This window comes from Sutcliffiella sp. NPDC057660 (assembly GCF_042800035.1).
In the GTDB taxonomy this organism is placed as follows: Bacteria; Bacillota; Bacilli; order Bacillales; family Bacillaceae_I; genus Sutcliffiella_A.
Window position 1 is genome coordinate 19,809 of sequence record NZ_JBHVHV010000001.1, and the last position, 22,047, is coordinate 41,855.

General features: G+C 33.8%; 18 protein-coding genes. All 18 read right to left on the bottom strand.

All coding sequences use genetic code 11. The features are described 5' to 3' along the window. Window positions 1-8: 8 nt before the first annotated feature. A complete protein-coding gene (locus tag ACFVAD_RS00125; RefSeq protein WP_386634562.1) occupies window positions 9-1,940 on the bottom strand; it encodes an asparagine synthase-related protein in 1,932 nt (643 codons plus the stop codon). 201 nt (window positions 1,941-2,141) lie between these two features. Then, on the bottom strand, window positions 2,142-4,730 hold the full coding sequence (locus ACFVAD_RS00130; RefSeq protein ID WP_386634565.1) for a right-handed parallel beta-helix repeat-containing protein: 2,589 nt from the start codon (window positions 4,728-4,730) through the stop codon (window positions 2,142-2,144). Between the two features lie 1,062 nt (window positions 4,731-5,792). Beyond that, a complete protein-coding gene (locus ACFVAD_RS00135; RefSeq protein ID WP_386634568.1) occupies window positions 5,793-6,935 on the bottom strand; it encodes a protein kinase family protein in 1,143 nt (380 codons plus the stop codon). After that, window positions 6,935-8,737, bottom strand: a complete 1,803-nt coding sequence (locus tag ACFVAD_RS00140) for an ABC transporter ATP-binding protein (RefSeq protein ID WP_386634570.1) — start codon at window positions 8,735-8,737, stop codon at window positions 6,935-6,937. The genes ACFVAD_RS00135 and ACFVAD_RS00140 overlap by 1 nt, the downstream gene beginning before the upstream one ends. 63 nt (window positions 8,738-8,800) lie before the next feature. Beyond that, window positions 8,801-9,898, bottom strand: coding sequence for a polysaccharide pyruvyl transferase family protein (locus ACFVAD_RS00145; protein WP_386634573.1), 1,098 nt, complete (start codon window positions 9,896-9,898; stop codon window positions 8,801-8,803). Continuing rightward, a complete protein-coding gene (locus tag ACFVAD_RS00150; protein WP_386634575.1) occupies window positions 9,895-10,956 on the bottom strand; it encodes a glycosyltransferase in 1,062 nt (353 codons plus the stop codon). Before ACFVAD_RS00150 ends, ACFVAD_RS00145 begins: the two co-directional genes overlap by 4 nt. Before the next feature lie 17 nt (window positions 10,957-10,973). Beyond that, entirely contained in the window at window positions 10,974-12,152 is a 1,179-nt protein-coding gene (locus ACFVAD_RS00155; protein ID WP_386634578.1) for a glycosyltransferase, read from the bottom strand. 28 nt (window positions 12,153-12,180) lie between these two features. Further along, complete coding sequence (locus tag ACFVAD_RS00160; RefSeq protein WP_386634581.1) at window positions 12,181-13,377, bottom strand: glycosyltransferase; 1,197 nt, start codon at window positions 13,375-13,377, stop codon at window positions 12,181-12,183. 2 nt (window positions 13,378-13,379) lie between these two features. Then, window positions 13,380-13,796: an FAD synthase family protein gene (locus ACFVAD_RS00165; protein WP_386634583.1), complete on the bottom strand. Its 417-nt coding sequence runs from the start codon at window positions 13,794-13,796 to the stop codon at window positions 13,380-13,382. Beyond that, window positions 13,783-14,958, bottom strand: coding sequence for a CDP-glycerol glycerophosphotransferase family protein (locus ACFVAD_RS00170; protein ID WP_386634586.1), 1,176 nt, complete (start codon window positions 14,956-14,958; stop codon window positions 13,783-13,785). Before ACFVAD_RS00170 ends, ACFVAD_RS00165 begins: the two co-directional genes overlap by 14 nt. A 15-nt stretch (window positions 14,959-14,973) precedes the next feature. After that, window positions 14,974-16,002, bottom strand: coding sequence for a glycosyltransferase family 2 protein (locus tag ACFVAD_RS00175; RefSeq protein ID WP_386634589.1), 1,029 nt, complete (start codon window positions 16,000-16,002; stop codon window positions 14,974-14,976). Window positions 16,003-16,014: 12 nt separating this feature from the next. Continuing rightward, window positions 16,015-17,193, bottom strand: a complete 1,179-nt coding sequence (locus ACFVAD_RS00180) for a glycosyltransferase (protein WP_386634591.1) — start codon at window positions 17,191-17,193, stop codon at window positions 16,015-16,017. Continuing rightward, window positions 17,190-18,347, bottom strand: a complete 1,158-nt coding sequence (locus ACFVAD_RS00185) for a glycosyltransferase family 1 protein (RefSeq protein WP_386634594.1) — start codon at window positions 18,345-18,347, stop codon at window positions 17,190-17,192. The genes ACFVAD_RS00180 and ACFVAD_RS00185 overlap by 4 nt, the downstream gene beginning before the upstream one ends. Further along, entirely contained in the window at window positions 18,340-19,503 is a 1,164-nt protein-coding gene (locus ACFVAD_RS00190; RefSeq protein WP_386634597.1) for a DegT/DnrJ/EryC1/StrS family aminotransferase, read from the bottom strand. The genes ACFVAD_RS00185 and ACFVAD_RS00190 overlap by 8 nt, the downstream gene beginning before the upstream one ends. Then, entirely contained in the window at window positions 19,493-20,152 is a 660-nt protein-coding gene (locus ACFVAD_RS00195; protein ID WP_386635339.1) for an acetyltransferase, read from the bottom strand. The genes ACFVAD_RS00190 and ACFVAD_RS00195 overlap by 11 nt, the downstream gene beginning before the upstream one ends. Continuing rightward, window positions 20,152-20,766, bottom strand: coding sequence for a sugar transferase (locus ACFVAD_RS00200; RefSeq protein ID WP_386634599.1), 615 nt, complete (start codon window positions 20,764-20,766; stop codon window positions 20,152-20,154). The genes ACFVAD_RS00195 and ACFVAD_RS00200 overlap by 1 nt, the downstream gene beginning before the upstream one ends. A 25-nt stretch (window positions 20,767-20,791) precedes the next feature. Continuing rightward, complete coding sequence (locus ACFVAD_RS00205) at window positions 20,792-20,944, bottom strand: YwzD family small protein (RefSeq protein WP_386634601.1); 153 nt, start codon at window positions 20,942-20,944, stop codon at window positions 20,792-20,794. Between the two features lie 12 nt (window positions 20,945-20,956). Next, window positions 20,957-22,030: an EpsG family protein gene (locus ACFVAD_RS00210; protein ID WP_386634604.1), complete on the bottom strand. Its 1,074-nt coding sequence runs from the start codon at window positions 22,028-22,030 to the stop codon at window positions 20,957-20,959. Window positions 22,031-22,047: the final 17 nt, after the last annotated feature.

Here is a 22,047-nt window from a genome sequence, read left to right on the forward strand (position 1 = left end):
CACCTCCTTCAAAGATAATTTTTCAAGAATCTATAAGTAATTATACTTCTCATTAATAAGGCAAAATCTAAATCAAACACTTGTTCAGGGCGAGGATTATTTTTTAGATTAGCAGTAGTTTGTATTATTGTTTCTGTGTTTAGATATTCCTTTATTAAAGGATCTTTTATCAACATTTCTAACTCGCAAATAAAATCTTTCCATGAAGGAATCATTCTAAATAGACTGTCACTACCTTGTATCCCTCGAACAAGCTGGTTTAGTCTTACTTTGTCAGGAAGTATTCCCTTTGTCGCTCTACGGATTAATGATCTATCAAAACCATCTTGTACGAATTGGCCTTCTGGAATTGATAAACAAAATTTAATAACTCTAAGATCATTAGTCGGATCACGATTCCACAATTTATATCGTAATGATAATTTTGTATTTACTGTACCGTTTGAATTCCAAAATGTTACTTGTTCAAAACATTTTTTCCTAGCCTCATATGCATTTGGTGTATTATATTCATCGTGTTCAATTCCGTTAGAAATTAGTTTTTCTATAACACCTGTTCTATTAGCAAAATCTTGGTTAATCAAACTAGGAATCTTGTAAGAAAGATTGTGTTTACTAAACATAGTAGGGTAAGCCTTGTTTAAAATCTTAGAAAAGATTCTAGACTTTTTGACTCCAATATTCTTACTGTAAGCATTTAATTCTTTATAAAATAATAGGTACTTCCTCTGCTTTAACAACAATGTCTGGTAATCTAAGTATGGTCCCCAAGATACACTCCAATTTCCTCTAGCACCATTTAACAAAGCTCCTACACCGTCTTGAGAAGCCTTTTCATAAATACCTCTAACCCAAAATGAGTTATGAAAAAATTTGTAGGGCATTTCATATGTTTCTAGCCATGTATCAATTTCTGTGTATGGACTTTTATTAATAAATGCCAAGTAATTATCTTCTATATTGCCAATAAATTGAACAGTTGATTGTATATATGGGCTCTCATCTGCAATTCTATGTTTGGGTGTCCATTGCTTAAAATCACTTGGTGGAATGTAACTATAGGTATGCAACTTTCTACCTTGTTTTCTTAACTCTCTAGCTGCATAACCCACAACTGAACCTGAATCCAAACCTCCACTTAACTGAGCACCTACATTACGAGTTGTTCTTACTCTTGAATTTACTGCTGTTTGAAAGATTTCTTTAAATGCTTCTTCGTAATCTTCATTTGTCTTAAATATTATTTTTTCTTGGACGTCAAACTTATTGAACCTTACCAATTTTATCTGACCATTTTTTACTATTAGTGAATGTGATGGTGGAAGTTGCATAATTCCTTGATAAACAGTGGTATTAGCTTCCACCGTTTCATACATTCCAGGGATAGCTAAGTATTCTGCTAGCCATGATTCATTTAATATTCTTGTTATGTAAGGTAATGTCAAAAGTGGTTTAAGTGTTGTGCAAAAAGCAAAATAATCAGAATTCAAAAAGTAATACAGAGTACGAGTACCGGAAAAATCCCTCGCTCCAAAAATCTGATTTCTTTCTTTATCCCAAATGATAAAAGCAAAATCTCCAACCAAATATTTGGGAGAATCTTCTCTCCATTTCTTGTATGCCTCTAATATTAATTCGTTATCTGTCATTTTGTTTCTTTTATATTGAGGGATCTGCAATCTTTCAAATAGTTCTATTCTGTTGTCAATAATTGCATCTGCTGTTATTACTAATTTCATTTCACTATGATTTAACGGGTTTTGTTCTCCAACGGACTCTGGTGTTATCCATTGAGAATAGCAGCCAAAGAAAACATTTTCTATATGCCAGGATTGGACGTCATCCGCAGGAAAATGGCTTAGTCCCTCCATTAAATCCACACAGTGATCAACTGGAATTTTATTTGATTTAATACTGTGTATTCCTGCAATAGCGCTCATATGTACCTCCAAGTAAAAAAACAAAATCATTAGTTCTATTATGTTCTTAATATAGAACATAACATTCTTAAAAAAGAATGTCAACGATATAATAATTATTTTCCAATGAAAAATTATAGTATGTGGTAAATAAAGAAAAGATGTGCAAACTTCAGAAAGAAGAATTGCACATCTTTATATGTTTTAACATTTAAGAACGCATTACACTCTTTTAACAAAAACTTTAACTTCCATGGGGTTAGTTGCAATAAATTTTATAGTATTTGAATTCAGAATAAACACCGAAAGTGTAACAATTTCCCCTGTAGAATTATCTGTAACTATAATATAAGGAGCAGGAGTTTGGAGATCATGTGATACTATTGCTTCGTAACCCTCGCCATTTGCTTCAAGCCTTACTACTCGCGTGAAAGAAGTTGCTGGATCAAAAAGTGTATATTTCTCACCCGTTAATTCTTGTGTATTAAGATTTATATTAGTTAAAGTTAAATTAGCTATCAGCCCTGAGTAAACCGTTGTTTCTCTACGGTTTATACGCAAATCCAACAAACCCTCGCCAGTGTATTCAACAGAGGTATTTTTGATTTCGTAATTTAATGTATCCCGAGTAAGATAGTTTGACTCAATAATACCTAATAACGGAGCTGCTGTTTTAATCTCACAGCGGTCTATATAGATAAACATCGACATAGGAGTGGTTGAAAATGACATGACAAAATGGTTTAAAGTGTAGTTTTCCGAAAAATTTATTAAACAGTTTTTAAATATCATCGGTGTAATTCTAGTTCTCTGCATCGGCCTTGAATCAAAAAATTCACATTCAATGAATTCATTAGGAGCTGCACTAGTTGTGTGTCCTGTAAGAAAACGACAATTATAGAACTTACATTTTTTGAAAGTTACAGACTTCCTCATCTCAATTTCCACGTCATAAAATGTACAGTATTCAATGAACTTAGAGCCCTCAGGGTACACGAATATTTTACTTATGTTAGGATTAGTACCTTTAAACTGATTAAATCTAATGGAGTCCCCTTCTAAGCTTCCACTATTTCCGGAATAATGTTTACTAAGCATTACAAGGTTTCCTTCACAAATCCCACTACCAACTTTGAGACCTCCACCTACCACATGATTGCCTTTAACAATACATTCGTAAGTTGCATTACCAAGTGATATATCCCCAAGGCAGTAATTCCCTATTACTTGCACCGCTCCAAGCAAACTAGTACCTGAACTGGAAACAGGATTTCCTGATTGTATATAGTTATTTGTAATACTTCCATATTCCATCCCATAAACTCGAATACCGTTGCTGCAATTGTTTATAACATTATTTTCAATAAATACAGAGTACGTACCTACAAGTATGGCATGAAAGCTTCCATAAATATGATTTCCACGGATAATCGTATTATCACCATAAGAATCTTCTTGGTTTATGCCGTATCTCGTCGAATCAGGAAAAGTAGGTGTACCTCCCCAAAGCCAACCATCACTTGAACCGTTATTCCGAATTTTATTGTATTGAATGATATTATAACTTCCTCCAGGCTGTATTCCACCACGATGTCCATCAGCCAATTCATTATACTCTACAACATTATGATGACAGTCTCCCCCATAACGGATAAATATATCAAATTTCTTAGTTGGATCAGTTTCATCCAAGTACATTAGACGCATGTGTGTAGCATGTGCAGGAATGGTGACTGGCGCTTGAACTTTATTACCAATAAGTCTTCCTAGAAAATTACTACCTTGGTAATAGTACACGTCAAATCTTTTATTATTCATTCTGGTGGTACGTGAATACCCCTGCCCACCAATTGTAAAAAACTGCTTATCAGTTGTTCGAATGGAAATCAATTCAGATACAACAGAAGTTGCATTTGAATTAGGAACTACTTCTCCTGTCGTTACATCAATCGTTCCAAGAACTTGGGAACCTTCTCCACTATCTCCAGTTATAATATAACCTTCTGCTACAAATCTAATTTGATCTCCCATGAATCCTGCAATATAACAATGACTCACTGAACAATAACATGCATCTCCTTTAATTATTACACCATAGCTTCCCTCTCTTCTTCGTTCCTCTGAAAACAGGAAACTACGTTCGTATTTATCACCTATTAATCTTAGCCCCCTTAAATGTGAATTTCTAACACCACGTGTAAATTCAAAAACATTACCTTCGAAAAAAGAAGGATGTCGATTTTGATCTGGATCATAAGGAGAACGGTTATCAGAGTCATACATCACTTTTAATGTAGCTCCCATACAGTCGAGTGTTTGGTTGCTCTTTAATTGTATGGGAGTTGGAAAACAGATTGAATATTCACCCTTGGGTAAAACAATATAGGAATATCCTTGCTCAAATGCATAAGAAAGGGCATTGTTAATTCCATTTACATTCTGCATTGCTTTTTGATAATCTTCTAGCTGATAGGGTTTTACCGGGATACCCATTTGCAATCCCCACCTATCCACATCTATAGTAAAAGTTCCTTGAAAAGGGGTAGAAATCTCTCCTCCCTCTAGCGTTAAATAGGTTTGTTTACTATTTATACTTATTGGATGATTTTTTCCTTCTTCAAGGGTTAACATATTATCTTGTTGAACAGGTGGAAAATTCCCCACGTTGCTACTGTAACCATTAGGAAAGGGCCTTGCAACAAACTTTTCTGTTGTTTTATCATATAAAAGGGTGTATCCGTCTTCCAAAAGTGTGACGTCCACATCTGATAGGGATTTTAGACTAGAGATTTTTGTTTTCTTCCAAATCATAAAATGTCATCTCCCTTTTTTACGAAGATTAAAGAAACTTTAATCACTTGTAGTAATTTAATTCCACAAATTTATTCAACACACCTTTTTTCGAATTTATAATAAAAAGATTAATTTTCTCGAAAAATAAGCCAAATATCACAAAATGTATAAGTCATTTTAGATATATACTCATAAACTTCAAAAAAAGTCCTGTAATATTGACACATATTCTTATGTGTTGGTCTGATTCAAAAAACGTAGATTCTTTGTCCGGATTATAAGCAATGGAATTATATCCTATTCAATTATGCAAAAATCAAAAATTGACCATTTCTTAATAAGCTGCTTACGTTAAAAGTATCTTAGTAAAGAAGGTTTCTAAATTGTTCTATTTATTTCACGCGATGGAAATTTTAGAGTTTTTTTATGGTTAAAATGGTTGCAAGGCGTTATCTATTGGTTTTAGTTAAATTCTTATTAATCCACGGGATTGCAACGCGGAAAAAATTCAACCCGCTGTATTCAAGAGATTGCCTGGATTAAAAGATGTATTCTTCAGTTCTATTCCAAAAACAGATGTTCAGCTCTGTTTTGTGATCACAAAACAAGAAGATTTATATAATGCAAAAAAAATGCAAAAAAACAGAATTAACTCAAGTTTAAAGACGAGAAATAATACTGACAGTTATGATGAAGAGCATCAAGATGCAAAAATGCACTTCAAAAATCGAATAGAAGATTAAGTTAATTGGAGTTCTAGGTGGAGGGTCTTTTTGCGTATTTTTCAATCATCAACTATCCAAAAGATATTTAATGACCGGAGGGCTTGAATAGAATTTGGTGGATTTAATTTAATGAGAGAAGAAATAAACAAAATGTTAAAAACGTTATGAGGAAGAAAGTGATAGTTGAAATCAATAGATAATTTCTATCCCTCCAGAGGCTTCTGGAGGGAAAAGCATATCCTATTCCTTAAAAAAGTTTTATTCAGGGAGTTGACTTTTACACATAATTAATATCACTTACTTTCTTATACTTAACTATTCTACATAAATTGTCCTTTAATTAAGTTTTAATATCTTAGCACACCGTCTTTTTTTCCATACTTTTTATTTTTTTAACAAAAGTATTAAATGTATCGTGATAAGAGGAAAATACTGCAACTAAATTTTCATCATTTTTATTTTCAATTCTGAATCTAATACGATTTATTAGAAATAAAGCAAGATAATATATCTTTTTTTCTTTATCGTATGTATGATTAAACAATTTAAATACTCCTGATAAGTAGTGATCAAAGGTACCACTAATAAATTTCTCCAAATAATAGTAGTTACGATGAAAAGTGGCCTCTCCAAACATAAAATTGAAAAGATCATAAAAGAAAATGTGTTTACCTGAGTCAATCCAATCAATAATATAATAATTTTTTTTGTACAACAAAATATTACTAAATACCATGTCACCATGACAATTCACATAGGTCCACTCACTATCTAGTGAATTTTTTATAACAGTACTTAGTGTGGCTAATAATTCACTTCCATCACATAAATTCTTTAAAATGGCTAGTTCATCTCTTATATCTCTTGAAATAAAATGACTATTAGCACTACAATAGATAAAATAGTTTTTGTAATTAGAAAAAATAGTTCTTACAGCATCTTCTTTTTCCCCTAGAGACCAGTTGCTATAAGGTTTAAAATCGATAAACCTTTCTATATATGTTTGTTTTATTGGATTGGAAGAAATAATTGGAATATCAAAATAGTCTTTAAAGATATTAGTAGTCTTAATCAGTTTAAGATATGAATGGTTATCTTTCACTAAATTAACGACTGTTTTAGACTTTAAATCAAAAATTTTCACATCTTGATTATAAGTTACCATTATTAATTCTCCATTGAAACTCGGTTTTAATGACTTTATTTTAATAGTTGGAATATCAATAACTAAATCAACAAATTGTCTAATATTTGATTTAATCCGATTTTGCCAATCAGAAAATATGTATCCAGTATCAACAATTTTTTCAACAAAAAACTTATTCCTGCTATTGTGCTTATACGCAATGATTTTTCCGCTCTCACTTTTAGCGAGCGAATATGTTCCCGAAGTTAGAAATTCACTGTTTGTTTTAAAATAACTTTTCATTTTTGTAGCCAATTTCTTTTTTTCACGAAATCTGAAATTAATATATTTTATTAAGTTAAATAAATTCATTAATTTAATCTTGCCCCCCTTACTTTTAACCTTGAGTTCAATTTTCTATTTTCATTTTCTATTTCGACAAGTTCCGATTTTTTCATTTTAAACACTATATCACAATTTTTTATAGTACTTAGCCTGTGAGCAATAATGATCAGCGTCTTTTGTCCTCTTAAGCCATCAATTGCCTTCATGATTTCTCTCTCCGTTTCGTTATCAAGGGCAGAAGTGGCCTCATCCATAAATAATATTTCTGGGTTGTGATACAGCGCTCTAGCGATTCCAATACGCTGCCTTTGGCCTCCTGAGAGCCTTACCCCTCTTTCTCCTACAGTGGTGTCCAATTTACCCGGTAGACTTAGTACAAAGTCCTTAAGTTGAGCCTGCTCCAAAGCATTCCACACTTGTTCATCGTCTATTTCTTTTGCATTTATTCCGAAAGCAACATTGCCCCTTATAGTATCATCCGAGAGAAAAATAGTTTGAGGGATGTAACCGATTTTTTTCTGCCATAAAGATATTTGATCTTGAAGGTCTATATCGTCAACAAGTACCCTTCCTTTTTCGGGATGTAATAGGCCTAAAATGATATCCACTAATGTCGTTTTTCCAGCACCTGACTCCCCGATAAATGCAACAGATTTTCCAATGGGTATCGTGAGAGAAATATCTTTGACTGAATAATCCTTTTGATTTGGATACTTAAAAGAGACACCAGTTAATTTAATCGCTTCTCTAAAAGTTTTAAGCGGGCTTTTATTTGAATCATTGGTACCAATCTTTGTACCTAACAAAGGATCCTTATTTAGGAACAAATCCTCATAAACCACATTTAAAGCTGGTTGACTATATTTAATTGTGGTAATTAAAGCGACAACCCTATTTATGGAAGGCATAATTCTAAAAGCGGCCATTGCAAATAAGGCTATAGTCGAAACAAGGTTTGTCGTATTCGCACCTTGAAGAACAATTACTAACATAGTTATTAATACGATAGATACTAGTAATGTCTCAATAAAGAGTCTTGGAACAACTTCAAGCATCTTCATATAACGACTATTTTTCACCTTAATTAGACTTTGTTTTGTATATGAATTGATAAAGAAAGCTTCTCTGCCAGAAACTTTGACCTCCTTACTTGCACCCAAACCTTGATTTACCCACTTTATGACAGTCCCACTAACCTTTTGTTGTTCCTTACCCAATTGGCTAATTTTTTTCCTGAATACTTTGAAAAACAGAAAAATACTTATTCCTAATAAAACTGATGCTGTTAATGTTGCTAAAGGTGCAGAGAAGAGCAATAAGACTAGGATAAAAACTATTATCAGAATTTCAGTCAATAATTGAAATAAAGAAAGGACAATCCCTTGAAAAACCCTCGAAACCTCCCCATTAACATTCCTCAGTAATGTAGATGTGTTTCTGTCCAAGTGAAATGTGTAAGGCTTTGTTAAATATTCTTTAAACAACTTACTTTGCAGTTTCACTTGCTGATTTAAGATAACTCTATATTGAATATAATTAAATAATAATAAGTAAGAGTTTTTGACAATAAATATAGCAAGCAGAATAATAACAGAAAAAATGATAAATACCGAGGTGGAGGGGAAATTAAAAAAGCTGTAAATGTTATTTAAAAGTGTTTGTTCTTTTATTACTTCTGGGTTTGTAATAATACCAACAAAAGGAACGATCATACCAATTCCAATTGTTTCTAATGATGCAGCAATCACCATCATCATTAAAATAATTATTAACTTTTTCTTTTCCTTCTTATCAAATAAGTTTAACAACATTTTGATTTTACTCTTCATTATAATCGCACCTTTTTTAGAATCTTAAAATACTTGATTGGATACAATTTCTGTTCCTAGATTCTATCCTATTAACAAATCCAATTTTTCAAACTGCTTATTGGCATCCTCAATAATTTGTTTTCTATTAACAAAATAGTCTCGATTTAATGAGTCAATAATGTCAGCTGTTAATTCATTAATATGTTCTATATAAAAACTATTTTTTTCCAAACCTAAATCTTTTAACATGTTGAATGTTTTATCACTATATAATATAGGAATAATTTTTTGACTATTGGCTAAGGCCAATATTATGGAATGAAAGCGTGTGCCAACAATTATTTCGCATTCTCTAAATTCATTTAAAAATTCATTTACATTTCCAATATAATTATGCACTTTAATATCTAGTTGATTTCTAGCAGATAATTTACTCATAATTTTTTCAATAGCATTTAAATCCCCTTCTTTTTTACAAAAAGAAAAAAATTTAATTTTCAATCCCTTTGCAAGGAAATTTTTTACCAGTTCAACAATTTTATCCACATAAGTCTCTGAATATTTCTCTAAATCCGGTCTATTCTTTAAATCGATTATTGAAAAACCTATAGACTTTTCTTCACATTGGTTATTATCATAATTGTAATTTAAATTAAAGACCACATCTGGCGCACATCTAACATTATGTAATTTTTCAAATAGGTTATAAGAATAACTATCTCTAAAACAAATATCATCAAAATATGAGAAAAATTCCTTATGTTTGTCTACAAATGCTTCATCGTCGTACGGTCCAAAGTTGGCGCCAATAATATACGTTTTTTTATTTTTCTTTTTCAACATTTTGGGTAGTTTAATACGTTTCTGTAGCCCAATTTCCCAATTTTTATTTTCCATAAAAATTGATCCTCCAATAACAACCATTCCATCAAAGAACGAATATTTGAGAAAGTAGTCATTAATTTTTTCAAATATATTTATTGTACGAACCCCAAATAGACTATAATTTATTGATTTAATCACTTTCACATTAATATTACTTGAAAAAATATTTGAATAAGAGTTATTCGATGTTAGTAAATAGAATCTTGTTTGTGGGTATCTATCAAATAATACTTTTAGAAATAAATCATCTCCAAGATTTTCGGCAAAATACGCATTTACTAAGATTTTTTTCATGTGGACATCCTTTCATTTTTAATAATTTTTTTTAGTGATACTTTATCAATTAGCTCTTTTATTCCGACCTTTAAGAGCATTGTTTGTAAGAGAAATTTTTCATTTTTCATCAAACAAATCTTACCAATTAAACCGAGATAAAGTGTTTCGCTTTTGTAACAAATCAAATCTTCTATAAACTCTTCACAACAAAGGATAGATTTAAGCAATTCAAGCTTCTTTTTTTCACTTAAATCACCAATTGCGACATCCTGTAAATACATAAGTGTTAAAGTGGTAAAATGTGCTTTAACTTTATCAACATGAATTTTATACTTGTATTTGTCACATAGATTAATGAGAAATTTTTTATTATCTAATATATAGTTATATAAATCTGGCCTAAATTTCTTTGTTAATGATTCTCTGTCACGGTTCATGTAATGGTATAAAGGTGTGTCAATAAAAACTAAGTTTTCAATTTTACACAAAAGTTCAAAATTAAGACGTGCATCTTCACTATGACTTTTATTTTCATCAAACATCACCATCTCAAATAAAGATGCTTTATATATTTTGTTGAAACATGGTACAATACTAAAAGTTTTACCTTTTAATATTGATGGAATTATTTCATTTATAATTCTTTCCTTGTTTAACTTGGTGTTAGTGTCCTTCCACACCGTAGAAATTTTTACATTTTGATTGGTTGTATTTACAGTCTTAATAGAACATATAGTTATTTCTGCATCTAGTTTTAATGCAGCCGTTAGTAGTAATTCATACATATTAGGTGCAATGATATCATCAGGATCAACAAATCCGATATATTTCCCCTTTGAAGCCTGGATACCTCGGTTCCTCGTTGAAGATACCCCACCATTTGATTTATGAATTACAAGAATTCGGTCGTCAATCTGTGCGTATAATTCAGCTATATCACCGCTGTTATCTGTTGAACCATCATTTATTAGTATGAGTTCAAAATCTTTTAAGGTTTGACACAGGATGGATTCTATGCAATTAGGAAGGTATTTTTCTACGTTGTATATTGGTACCACAATACTTAATATTGGCAAATAATTCATTCCTTTCCTTAACCAAATATCGTTTTCCCTTTGTTGTGTGTACTGTTAAAAATCCTTAGATTATTTTCAAGCTTTTTTTGTAATATCTCGTTACCAATTAATTCCCTAATACTTTTATAAATTTCTTCTTCATTTATTTTTACAATTAGCCCGGTTTCCCTATTAAGAAACTGTTCCTTTGCTCCGTTAACTTCCGTAGTAATAATCGGTTTGTTTAGAAACCTAGCTTCGAGTGTTGTAATACAGTAACCTTCGTATCTAGAGGGTTGCACATAAATATCACAATCTTTAATAAAAGGGTATGGATTAGTTTTTGAGCCTAGTAATATGAAGTGACCTACTAAATTATTTTCTTCAATTTGTTTTTCATATTTTTCACGCGACTTTCCTTCTCCTATGCAATACCACCTTACTTTGTAGCCGTTTTTTATTAACTTTGACATAGCATTAATTGCTAAATCTTGACCTTTTTCATATGTCAACCTTCCAACAGTTAAAATCCTTATACCATCAAACGAATCATTAAAACTTTCATGTTTATTTGCTAACTTACTTATCTGTTCACTTGAAATGATATTTTCATGCAAAATAGTTTTATTTTCCAATAAAGGTAACTTCATTAAGAACTTTTCTTTTGCTTCTTCCGATACTACAGCTATCTGATCGTATTGCTTATATAACTTAGATGAAAAGGTAATATTAAACCCTATCTTGTTAATATCAAAGTGAATCCACTGTATTTTTTTCTTTGCAATAATTTTTTCTAAAACAAAATAGCTTATGAAGTCCATGGGACCAGCATAAGCTACGGCAATATCGTATTCTGTTGAATCAATAGGATAATATTTAAGTATAAATTTAAATAGTATTCTTCTTTCCTTTTTTAAAGTACAAAGAAAATAAATAATGCATAATTTTAAAACTTTAAACAAATTTTCACTACGAAATTTCTTTAGAATCATTTCTCGCGGTGGATCATTAAGTATATCTTTCATTTCTTTATATCCATTAACAAATTTAACATTCACCCATTTAGGAATATGATTTAAAAAACCGCCATAATTCTCTAACATCATTATTGTAATATCAAATTCCTCTCTTGGCATTTCATTAATCATGTTAAGCAATGCTTTTTCTGTTCCCCCAATATTCATATTGATAACCATAAATAGGATTTTCTTTTTCATAGAAATTTACACTCTTTTCTCATTAAAATTATCCTATAAGATTGTGAAATTTATCTATTTCATCTAGATTTCCTTTTGGCTCTGTTTTTAAGTATTCTATTATCTCCTCTTTTAAAGAAACATCTTCAATAAGTTTCATTATCCCATCAAAAACAGCGTTACTATTCATATCAACAACAAGTCCATTTTTTTTATGCACCATTTGATTGTACACCGCATCGAATCTTGTTGTAACAACAGGTACATTCAACATTCGAGCCTCAGCAATCGCAAGGCCAAAACCTTCAAACCTAGATGTTTGTACATAAATATTACTGTCTTTAATAATTGGATAAGGATTTGCTGTTGTCCCTAATAAAATAAAATAATTATTCAAATCTTTTTGTTGAATATATTTATTAATTTCTTCTTCTAGAGGGCCTTTCCCTAATACGTACCACTTGAAGTTGACCCCAGCTTCCTTCAATTTCTTACAAGCCTCTAACGCAATATCATATCCCTTTTGGCTTGCCAACCTACCGATTGTTAATATTTTCAAGCCATCAAATTCAATGTAATTATTGTATTTTAGGTTTGACATTCTAGAAATAAACTTTTGATCGTTGATATCATAGATAACTTTCATTTTGGTTTGAAATTCAGGAAAAGTGTCTAAAAATACCTTTTTTGTAGTATCTGATACTGCAATAATATTGTTAAAGGTTTCATAAAAATTTTTTTGATAACTTTTATCTTTTATATTTAGTTTAATTACTGCATTTACCCAAGTAAATTTCTTCCTAGCTTTTACTTTTTCAGCAACATAAAATGTAGGAACACCTTGAGCATAACTAATTGCGATGTCGTAAGAATTAGGATTATTATCGATTACGCTTGATATGCTTTCCCAATAAACCCTAGCCTTTTGAAGGTTTGTTCGTTTTTTAAGACGTAATCTAAAAGTATATTTCAATCTAGCTTTTAACATTCTCAAGCTTATTTTATTCAATTGATACAACTGAGCGGAGAGTTTCTTCTCACTAAATTTTGTATAAGAGAGAGGGGGAAGAAGGTTTACTTCTTTAGGTAAAAATGTTTCTAACATTCCTCCATATCCGAATAATAAGAGATCCACCTGGAATTTTTGATAGTCTAGCAGGGAAAGAAGAGTAACAAGACTCTTCTCTGCTCCAGCACAATCGAGGGAATCAATCACAAATAACATCTTCTTTTTTTCACTCACCATCTCTACATCCTTACCTTCTCTTTCACCAAAGTAGTAGACACGCCTGGAGTATAAGGGAAATAAACAATATCGACTCCAACTTCTGCAAACTGTCTTTCCACCTGGACAAAGAGTGGCTTTCCCTTCCAGTCATCTCCCACAAACATGACATCAAACTGTAGGAGCTTCCAAGCCATGAACTTATCCCTATCAACCTGTGGAACAACTGCGTCTACATATTTGATTCCTTCGACTATTTCCAGTCTTTCCTGAAACGGGATGACTGGCTGCTTGTTTTTGTATTTCATTACAAGCTCATCAGTACTAACTCCGACTATCAAATACTCGCATTGTTCTTTAGCTTTTTTCAGGATGTTAAGGTGTCCGATATGAAATAAATCAAAAACCCCTGTCGTGTAGCCAATTTTATATTGCTTCATATAATTTTTTCTCCTTTTCTTTAAAACACACTTCATAAATACGTTTTACGAGTTTTTCTGCAGCTTTGCCATTTTCGTATGTGCCGATGAGTGACGAGAACTCCTTCAACTTTTGTTCGTATTTCTTGTGATTGAATTGTTGCATGAGTAAAAGTAACTGATCCATGTCAGTAGCATGGTTGAAAGGAAGGTCCTGGATGTCAAAATACAAATTCCGATCATTTGCCATGTATTCATCTAAATCCGGTACATAAAGGAAACATGGCCTCTTCGTAAGAGCAAAATCAAACATCAAAGACGAGTAATCTGAAATTAAAACATCTGAAATGCTCAGTAATTCTTGAATGTCATCATAGGCTGTGACATCAATTACATCCTTTCCGTATACCAATTCTTTTGATTTGGATGTCAAATGGGGATGCAATTTCACCAAGAAAATCCATTCCCCACCATACTTATTTTTTATCTGGCTTAGAATTTTGGAGTATTCTAACTTATAAATCTCTAAATTGTTTCCTTTTCTAAATGTCGGAGCATAAAGGATAATCTTGCTCTTTTTAGCGATCTTTAATCCATTCAAGATTCGGGATCTATAATTTACATTGTAATTATTTATTAGCATGTCGTTCCTTGGTGTGCCGTGTTCAAATATTTCTCCTTCATACCAGAAGGCACGTTTGAAGATCGATGTACTATACTTACACCCCGATAAAACCAAATCACACTTTTTAGAATCTTTTTTTGCCATTTGGACGTAATGACTTGGAAGGGAAGCCTCAGCATCCTTTTCAATCTGTTTTAAACGTAAGGAACTATGCCATGTTTGTATGTAATATTGATTTTTCCTTTTCACAAATAAATCCGTCGTACGGAAATTCGTGATTATCACTTTTGAAGTACATAATTCATAAAAATACTTCAACGACATCGTTTTAACGACTTTCACGTCCTTCAATTTTGTTGAAGGGTTGTTTAGAGCCCAGACAATATCGAACGAATTCTTTGGATATTGTTTTAACATGTGCTCAGAAATATATTTAGGATTGCAGCCATATTGGTTACCATAATAGCTGAAGAAAAAAATCTTATTTTCCTTTACCGGTAGTGAAAAATTGAAAAGATAAATGATTGCTATTGAAAGCCACTTTCTCAAAAATCCCATCTATGACATTCTCCTTTATGCATTCAAGCGTTCCAATTTCACCGGTCCAGGGATAACCTTAATTCCCCTAAATATCTTCAGCATCCCCTGATAAATGAAATTCAAGTATGGATGAATGCAAAATAGATTCAACTGCCTTGCAAGAGGTGGATGCTTACGTACTGCCTTCTTTAACTCCGGATAATTCTCTTTGATGTAGCTTTGAATTTCCCGTTTATAGTGTCCACCCTGATCGACTTTGCGATTAAGCAGCATCAGATTATAATGAATGATGCTGGTTTTTAAGATCATTCTATATGATTCATTTTTCAGACCTGAATAATGTTTTTCAATAAAGCCATGCCGCTCCTTCATCCCGCTGAGAATATCCAGACTCTTGATGGTATAGTTTCCAACGATACTGTCACTTCTTTGATAGTAGTAAAACAATGGCTGATGTAACATCACAAAGGTTTTTACACGATGCATCACTTTATGCGCCCAAAATACATCCTCGTATAATACACCTTTTTTGAAAGGGATATCATTGATTAAATTAGTACGATAAAGCTTCCCCCATGCAAAGTTCTTGACCCTTTCATTGGCCACTAACTCTCTCATCAAGGCTTTATTTTTCAACACTGTAGGTTGATCTCCCTTGGAATGGTATCTATTATCAAATAACAGGTAATCCTCATATGCATAAAAAAAAGCCGATTGAACAACATCAGCTTTAGTAGCAATACTATTGGTGACCAGCTTTTGAATCATTTCTATGTGAAGCCAATCATCGCTATCGACGAAGATGGTGTATTCTCCGGTTACATGCTGCATTCCATAATTCCTGGCATCGGATAAGCCGCCATTTACTTTATGAAGTGCCCTGATCCTGTCATCGTTCTTCTCATAAATATCAATGATCATCCCACAATTATCAGGGGAACCATCATTCACTAATATGATTTCTAAATTCGAGTAAGTTTGATTCACTATACTGTCCAAGCATCTCCTGAGATACTTCTCTACATTATATATAGGAACAATTACGCTTACTTTTGGTAACATATTGTCCGCTCCTTAAACCAATTGATAAAGCTTATCTAGTTCTGAATGATTTTCATAATTTGTTGACAGGCAATTATGGGCAAGTCTGCTTCTAAGCTCTGGATTGCGGTACAACACTTCAATTGTCTCTGCTATACCTTCTATGGATAAGTCGCAGATGATGCCATCCACTCCATCTTGTACTTGACTGCGTGCGGTTGGATAATTTGTAATCAAAACCGGTTTCCCAATTATTTGAGCTTCACCGACTGTGACAGCCTTCCCTTCATATCTCGATGGTTGCACATATAGATCTGCTTCCTTTATAAAAGGATAGGGGTTTATTTTCTTTCCTAAAAGAATAAAGTGATCTTCCAACCCATTAGAAGCTATTAGCATTCTAATGGCATTTTCATCCCCCCCGTATCCCACAACATACCAAACCAGATCCTCATAGCCTTTAGCTATTAGTTTTTTCATGGCATTTACCGCCTGATCAATCCCTTTGGCATGCGATAGCCTTGCCACGGTGATTATTTTAAACCGTGAATCAGCAACCAACGGATTATCAATCTTTTCTTTGGATAACTCTCTTACTAATGCAGGAGCTGTAATGTTTTCCAAGACGATCACCTTTTTGCTAAGCGATGGGTACTTTACCAAAAATGCATTTTTGCATTCCTCAGAAACGGCTGCAATATAATGAAATCTGTCCCACATTTCCAGATCCAGCTGTATTTCGGTATCTACTGTTGAATAATCAGTGTGAATCCAGGCAATCTTCTTCTTTGCATCCACCTTGTGGGCAACAAAATAATGCGGCCATAAATAACTGATGGCTACATCATATTCTTTGTCGAGCTTCGGTAAAAGAGGCAAGGAGTATTTCCACATATATTGCATTTGTTTGTATCCACTTTCCGCTGATCTATCCAGGGTTGTAATTAGCTTGGAATATAGTCTGAGTGCCCCAATTCCGATGTTACCTCTTTTTACTGTTTCCCCTATAGATAATCGGAAGGTTTTATATGCCGGTAGTTCTTGAAGCAACCTTGCTTTTTTGGGGAGAAGGTTCATGAAATCCCCCGTATGGCTATATAACATGAGGTCCACTTCATGATTTTCATAGTCAAAGTTATTCAACATACTTAACAGGCTGCGCTCAACCCCGCCCACCTCCATATCGAAGGACGAAATTAAAATCCTTTTCATATTTCCCTCCATTGATTTTTTCCGTTGTAGATTTTCACTAATTTAGAAATACCTTTAGTTAAGGAGTAACCACTTTTTTCAAAGGAGCTACTGATCATGGATACTTCCATTTTATTTTGATTGGTTATTTCGATTATTTTCTCTGCCCATAAATCATGATCATCTTTTAAGGAGAGTCTTGTGAATAATCCCAATTTCAGATCTGCTTCAGGCTGGATGGCTTCCGACACGATACAAGGCAACCCGCTTGCCTGTGCCTCAAGTAGGACGAGACCTAGACCTTCATATTTGGATGGGAACACGAAAACATCCATGGTTTGAAGCATTGTATCAACATCTTCTCTTAGCCCAACAAACCTGATGTAGTTGGAAACACCTTCATTCTTTGCAGCTTCTTCGATCTGCTCTTTTAAATCACCATCACCAACTAGCAGCAAAGCGAAAGAGTCATCTTTTTTTATGAGGCATTTTAAAAGCTGCAGTAAAAACCGGTGATTCTTTGCTTCGATAAATCTTCCTATATGACCTATAACTTTCTTATTTTCCAAACCTGATTCCTTTTTAAACACTGACACTTCTTCTTTTTTCCCAGCCATAAACTTTGGGTAATCGATTAAGTTGGGAAAGTACATATACTTTTGATTCTCTTCTGTTGCGTTACCAAATAAATACGCTCCAGCTTGTTTACTACATGCCAAGTAGTGAGTCGAAAATAATTTGGTCGCAGTTCTCATGGAGAATATATACAGCTTCCTCAAGAATGTATCATTCTTATCAAGCGTGGTGTGCGCATGTGCAATCCGAATCTTAACGCCGGCAAGCTTGGCTGCAAGGTTTGCCATCCCGCAATGAAACAAGGTGTGGGAATGCACGACATCATATGGACCATAATCTTTTAATGCTTTGATCATATTCATCAGTGACTGTGTCTTACTAATCCTTATAACTCGACCACCTAAGCGAATAATTTCTTCATCATAATGTGCTGGCTGTAGACTAAATGATAAAAAATCAAAGTGAACCTTTGATCTATCAATGTTCCTAAATATATTCATCAACATGGTTTCCGTCCCTGCCCTATTCATGGCACCGACAATGTGAAGAACCCTAATTTTCTTGTTCATATCCAAAGGATTTTCACTACTTTCAAGCAAGCTTTTCCACCACTGCTTTCATCGATTCTTTAATAATATTGATGATTCTGTATTGTTCATCGATCGTTAGATTCGACCCTGAAGGAAGACATATTCCATTGTTAAATAACAGATCCGATATACTTTCTCCATTACTGTGAGGGTAATAGGCTGCAGACTGAAACAACGGCTGCAAATGAAGTGGTTTCCATACCGGACGCGCCTCTATATTGTTGTCAGCCAGATGACTGAGTAATTCCTGAACAGTCACTCCAGCCTCTTCCTCATTTATTGTCAGGGCCGTTAGCCATCTATTCGTTCGCGTATTTTCCAACTCTGGCATAAAGTGAACGCCTGGTAATTGGGCAAGCTCGTTATAATACCGCTCGAAAATAGCCCTCCTTGATTCCACCCTTTCTTCCAATACCTCCAATTGTCCTCTCCCGACACCAGCTAAGATGTTGCTGAGACGATAGTTATACCCCATCCTGCTATGTTGATAATGTACGGCTTGATCTCTTGCCTGTGTAGCTAAAAAACGTGCTTCTTTTGTTTTGTTAGTGTCATTTGAAACTAGCATTCCACCACTGGAGGTAGTAATGATTTTGTTCCCATTAAAGGAAAAGATACCATATTCACCAAAGGTACCACTCGGCTTACCTTTATAGAAAGAACCCAAGGACTCGGCAGCATCCTCTATTATTGGAACACCGTAATGATTACACAGCTCCAAGATTTCATCCATTTTTGCACTTTGTCCGTATAGGTTAACAACTATAACTGCTTTGGGTAGCTTTCCGTGAATTAACGCATCAATTAAAGCATTTTGTAGCGCTTCAGGTGACATATTCCAAGTTTCCGGTTCCGAATCAATAAATACCGGCTCCGCTCCTTGATAAAGAATCGGATTCGCACTCGCTACGAATGTTAAAGTGGAACAGAAAACAGTATCTCCTTTTCCCACACCTAATAAAGAAAGAGCCAAATGAATCGCTGCAGTTCCTGAACTAACTGCTACAGCATCATTGACTCCTACATAACTGGCTATTTCTTTTTCGAAAGCATCGACATTCGGGCCGAGTGGGGCAATCCAATTTGTTTGGAAAGCTTCTAGCACATACTTCATTTCCCTTCCACTCATGTGAGGGGGGGACAGATAGATTCTATTATTGGACATTGATTGCGACAACCTCATCACCTTCTTTCGCTTTTATCCTGGCAGGGACACCTACTGCTGTACTAAATGCAGGTATATGGTTTATTACTGTTGCACCTGCTCCGATCGTTGACCATTTCCCAATACTTATGTTCGGTATAACATTGGCTCCTGCCCCGATATGCACACCTTCTTCAATATGAACCGCGCCTGTTAAGGTTGCATTGGGAGATATATGTGCAAAGTCCTCAACGACATTATCATGCTCCACAATACCGCTTGTGTTTATAATCGTATGTGCTCCTATCTTCGCATCCGTGTTTACTACTGCATTCGCGAGTATAACTGCACCGACTCCTATTGTTGCGGAGGCACTGATTACCGCTTTCGGATGAATCACTTTAAGATACTGTGTTTCTTTCAAGGCCATTTTCTCCACGATCATTTTTCTCACTTTGTTATTTCCGATTGCAATGATAAACTTAATGTCCGGATCAATTAGTAGTAATTCTTTGTTTGATCGGATGTGACCCAAATAAAGCTCATTTTCAAGCTTCAGTTCATTATAATTATCATCTAGATATCCAATGATTTTTGTGTCCCTCTGTAGAGCAATAGCTTCACTGACTACTTTGCTATGTCCGCCTTGACCGACAATAATCACTTTAATCATCCATGACCACCACCAACTCTTGATTTCACTCTTGAAAAAGGTTGAATAGTTGCATATCCAGGTTGGGTTATCCCTTCCCTTTTCAATACTTTTACAACCGTTAAAAAGAGGATTTTCATATCAAGGAAAAAGGAATAGTTTCTGACATACCATATGTCTAAGTCAAACTTCTCCTCCCAAGAGATTGCATTTCGTCCATTCACTTGTGCCCACCCTGTAATTCCAGGCTTCACTAAATGCCTCTTAAATTGCTCCTTACTATAAAGTGGAAGGTATTCCATTAAGAGTGGTCTTGGTCCTACGATACTAAGTTCACCTTTTAAGACATTTATAAATTGCGGAATTTCATCCAAACTGTATCTTCTTAAGAATGATCCGAATGATGTTAACCTTAATTCATCTGAAAGATATCTTCCATACTTATCAACGGAATTTGTCATGGTCCTAAATTTATAAAGGATGAATGGTTTTCCGTTCAGACCTGGTCTTTGCTGTTTGAAAAGGATTGGTGATCCTAGTTTAAACTTAATTAAAATCGGAACAACTACAATGATGGGGGAAAGTAATGATAATAAGAGTAATGATAGGATGATATCTACAATTCTTTTCATATTCTTTGCCCCCTTTTATAATGGCTTAATCCCCATTGCTTTTCATGTTTAGAAACTCAAGTTTAATATCTTCAATAACTTCAAGGACACTGATGTCTTTCGACTCCTGCCCTTTTTTATAGATGGAAAGCAGGATGTTTTGTAACTTTTCCTGTGTACATTTATCTCCTATAGACATAATTTAGACTCCTTATAAATAATTGCTCTTGTACAAAATACCCAATGCGATGACATGTTCATAGTAAAAGTAAACTAAGTAGAAAATAAATATCCCATAATAGAGGAATTTTTGGTCTTTTTCTTTTACTAACCTGACTACCCAAGCAATTAAGATTAAATTGTATAGGCCAAAGTAAATAGTAAATCTTGCAAATATCCAATTTTGCGAAGCAATTATCATGAAGATCAGATTCAATATACAGAGATTGACAATATAATCACTATTGGGGAAGATATCTCTAAGCTTCTCTCTGCCTAAATACGCAATAAATAATGGCGCAGCATAAACTACTACCCTTAGGATACTGGCGCCACCTTCCGAGAACTCGCTGTAATGTCCGTATTGTGTATCCTCCAACGCACTAAAAAGTATGCTTGAAAATTGGTTATACCCAACCACGACAATCATAGCAACAACTAACAAAGCAAATGTAGACTTGGTCCAGGCTTTTCTTCTGACCAAAAAATAGATAGGAATAAGTATGAGTGCACTTTGATGAAAAGTGGAGGCCAATAAGACAACTACAATGAATTTTTTCCAACTTCCATCCATGATGTATTTTGTCGCTGCAAAAATAATGGCTGCAGCAAGAAATTGTCTTATGCCATTCATGGAGACTAAGAACAAGCCACTTGTTATATAAACAAAGAGGCTAAGTTCTATCATTCTAGAGTACTTGTATAGGACTAATACGATTAGCATATTGGTTATAAATGCAGTTGCTAGAATTAAAATTTGTGGATCTCCAGACAAAGTTTTTAATATCATTTGAAGGATGCCAAATCCTATATCCTTTTCACTCCATACAAACCCCCAAGAAAATTCCTGTATTTGGAAAGAGTGCCGATAAAAATATGTGTCCCCGATATTTGTACGTAATCCTGATACTAATATTAGTGTGACCATGGCCAACATCGTTAAATATCTATTCGGTTTAATTTCAACAGGCGAATAAATGGAAGTAGACAGAGCAGGTGTGGAAAAGTAACGAGCGGCAAAAGCCAAGGAAAACACAATTACCAGGTTAAGATAAAGTACAGTCATTTTTCTTTAATCCTTTC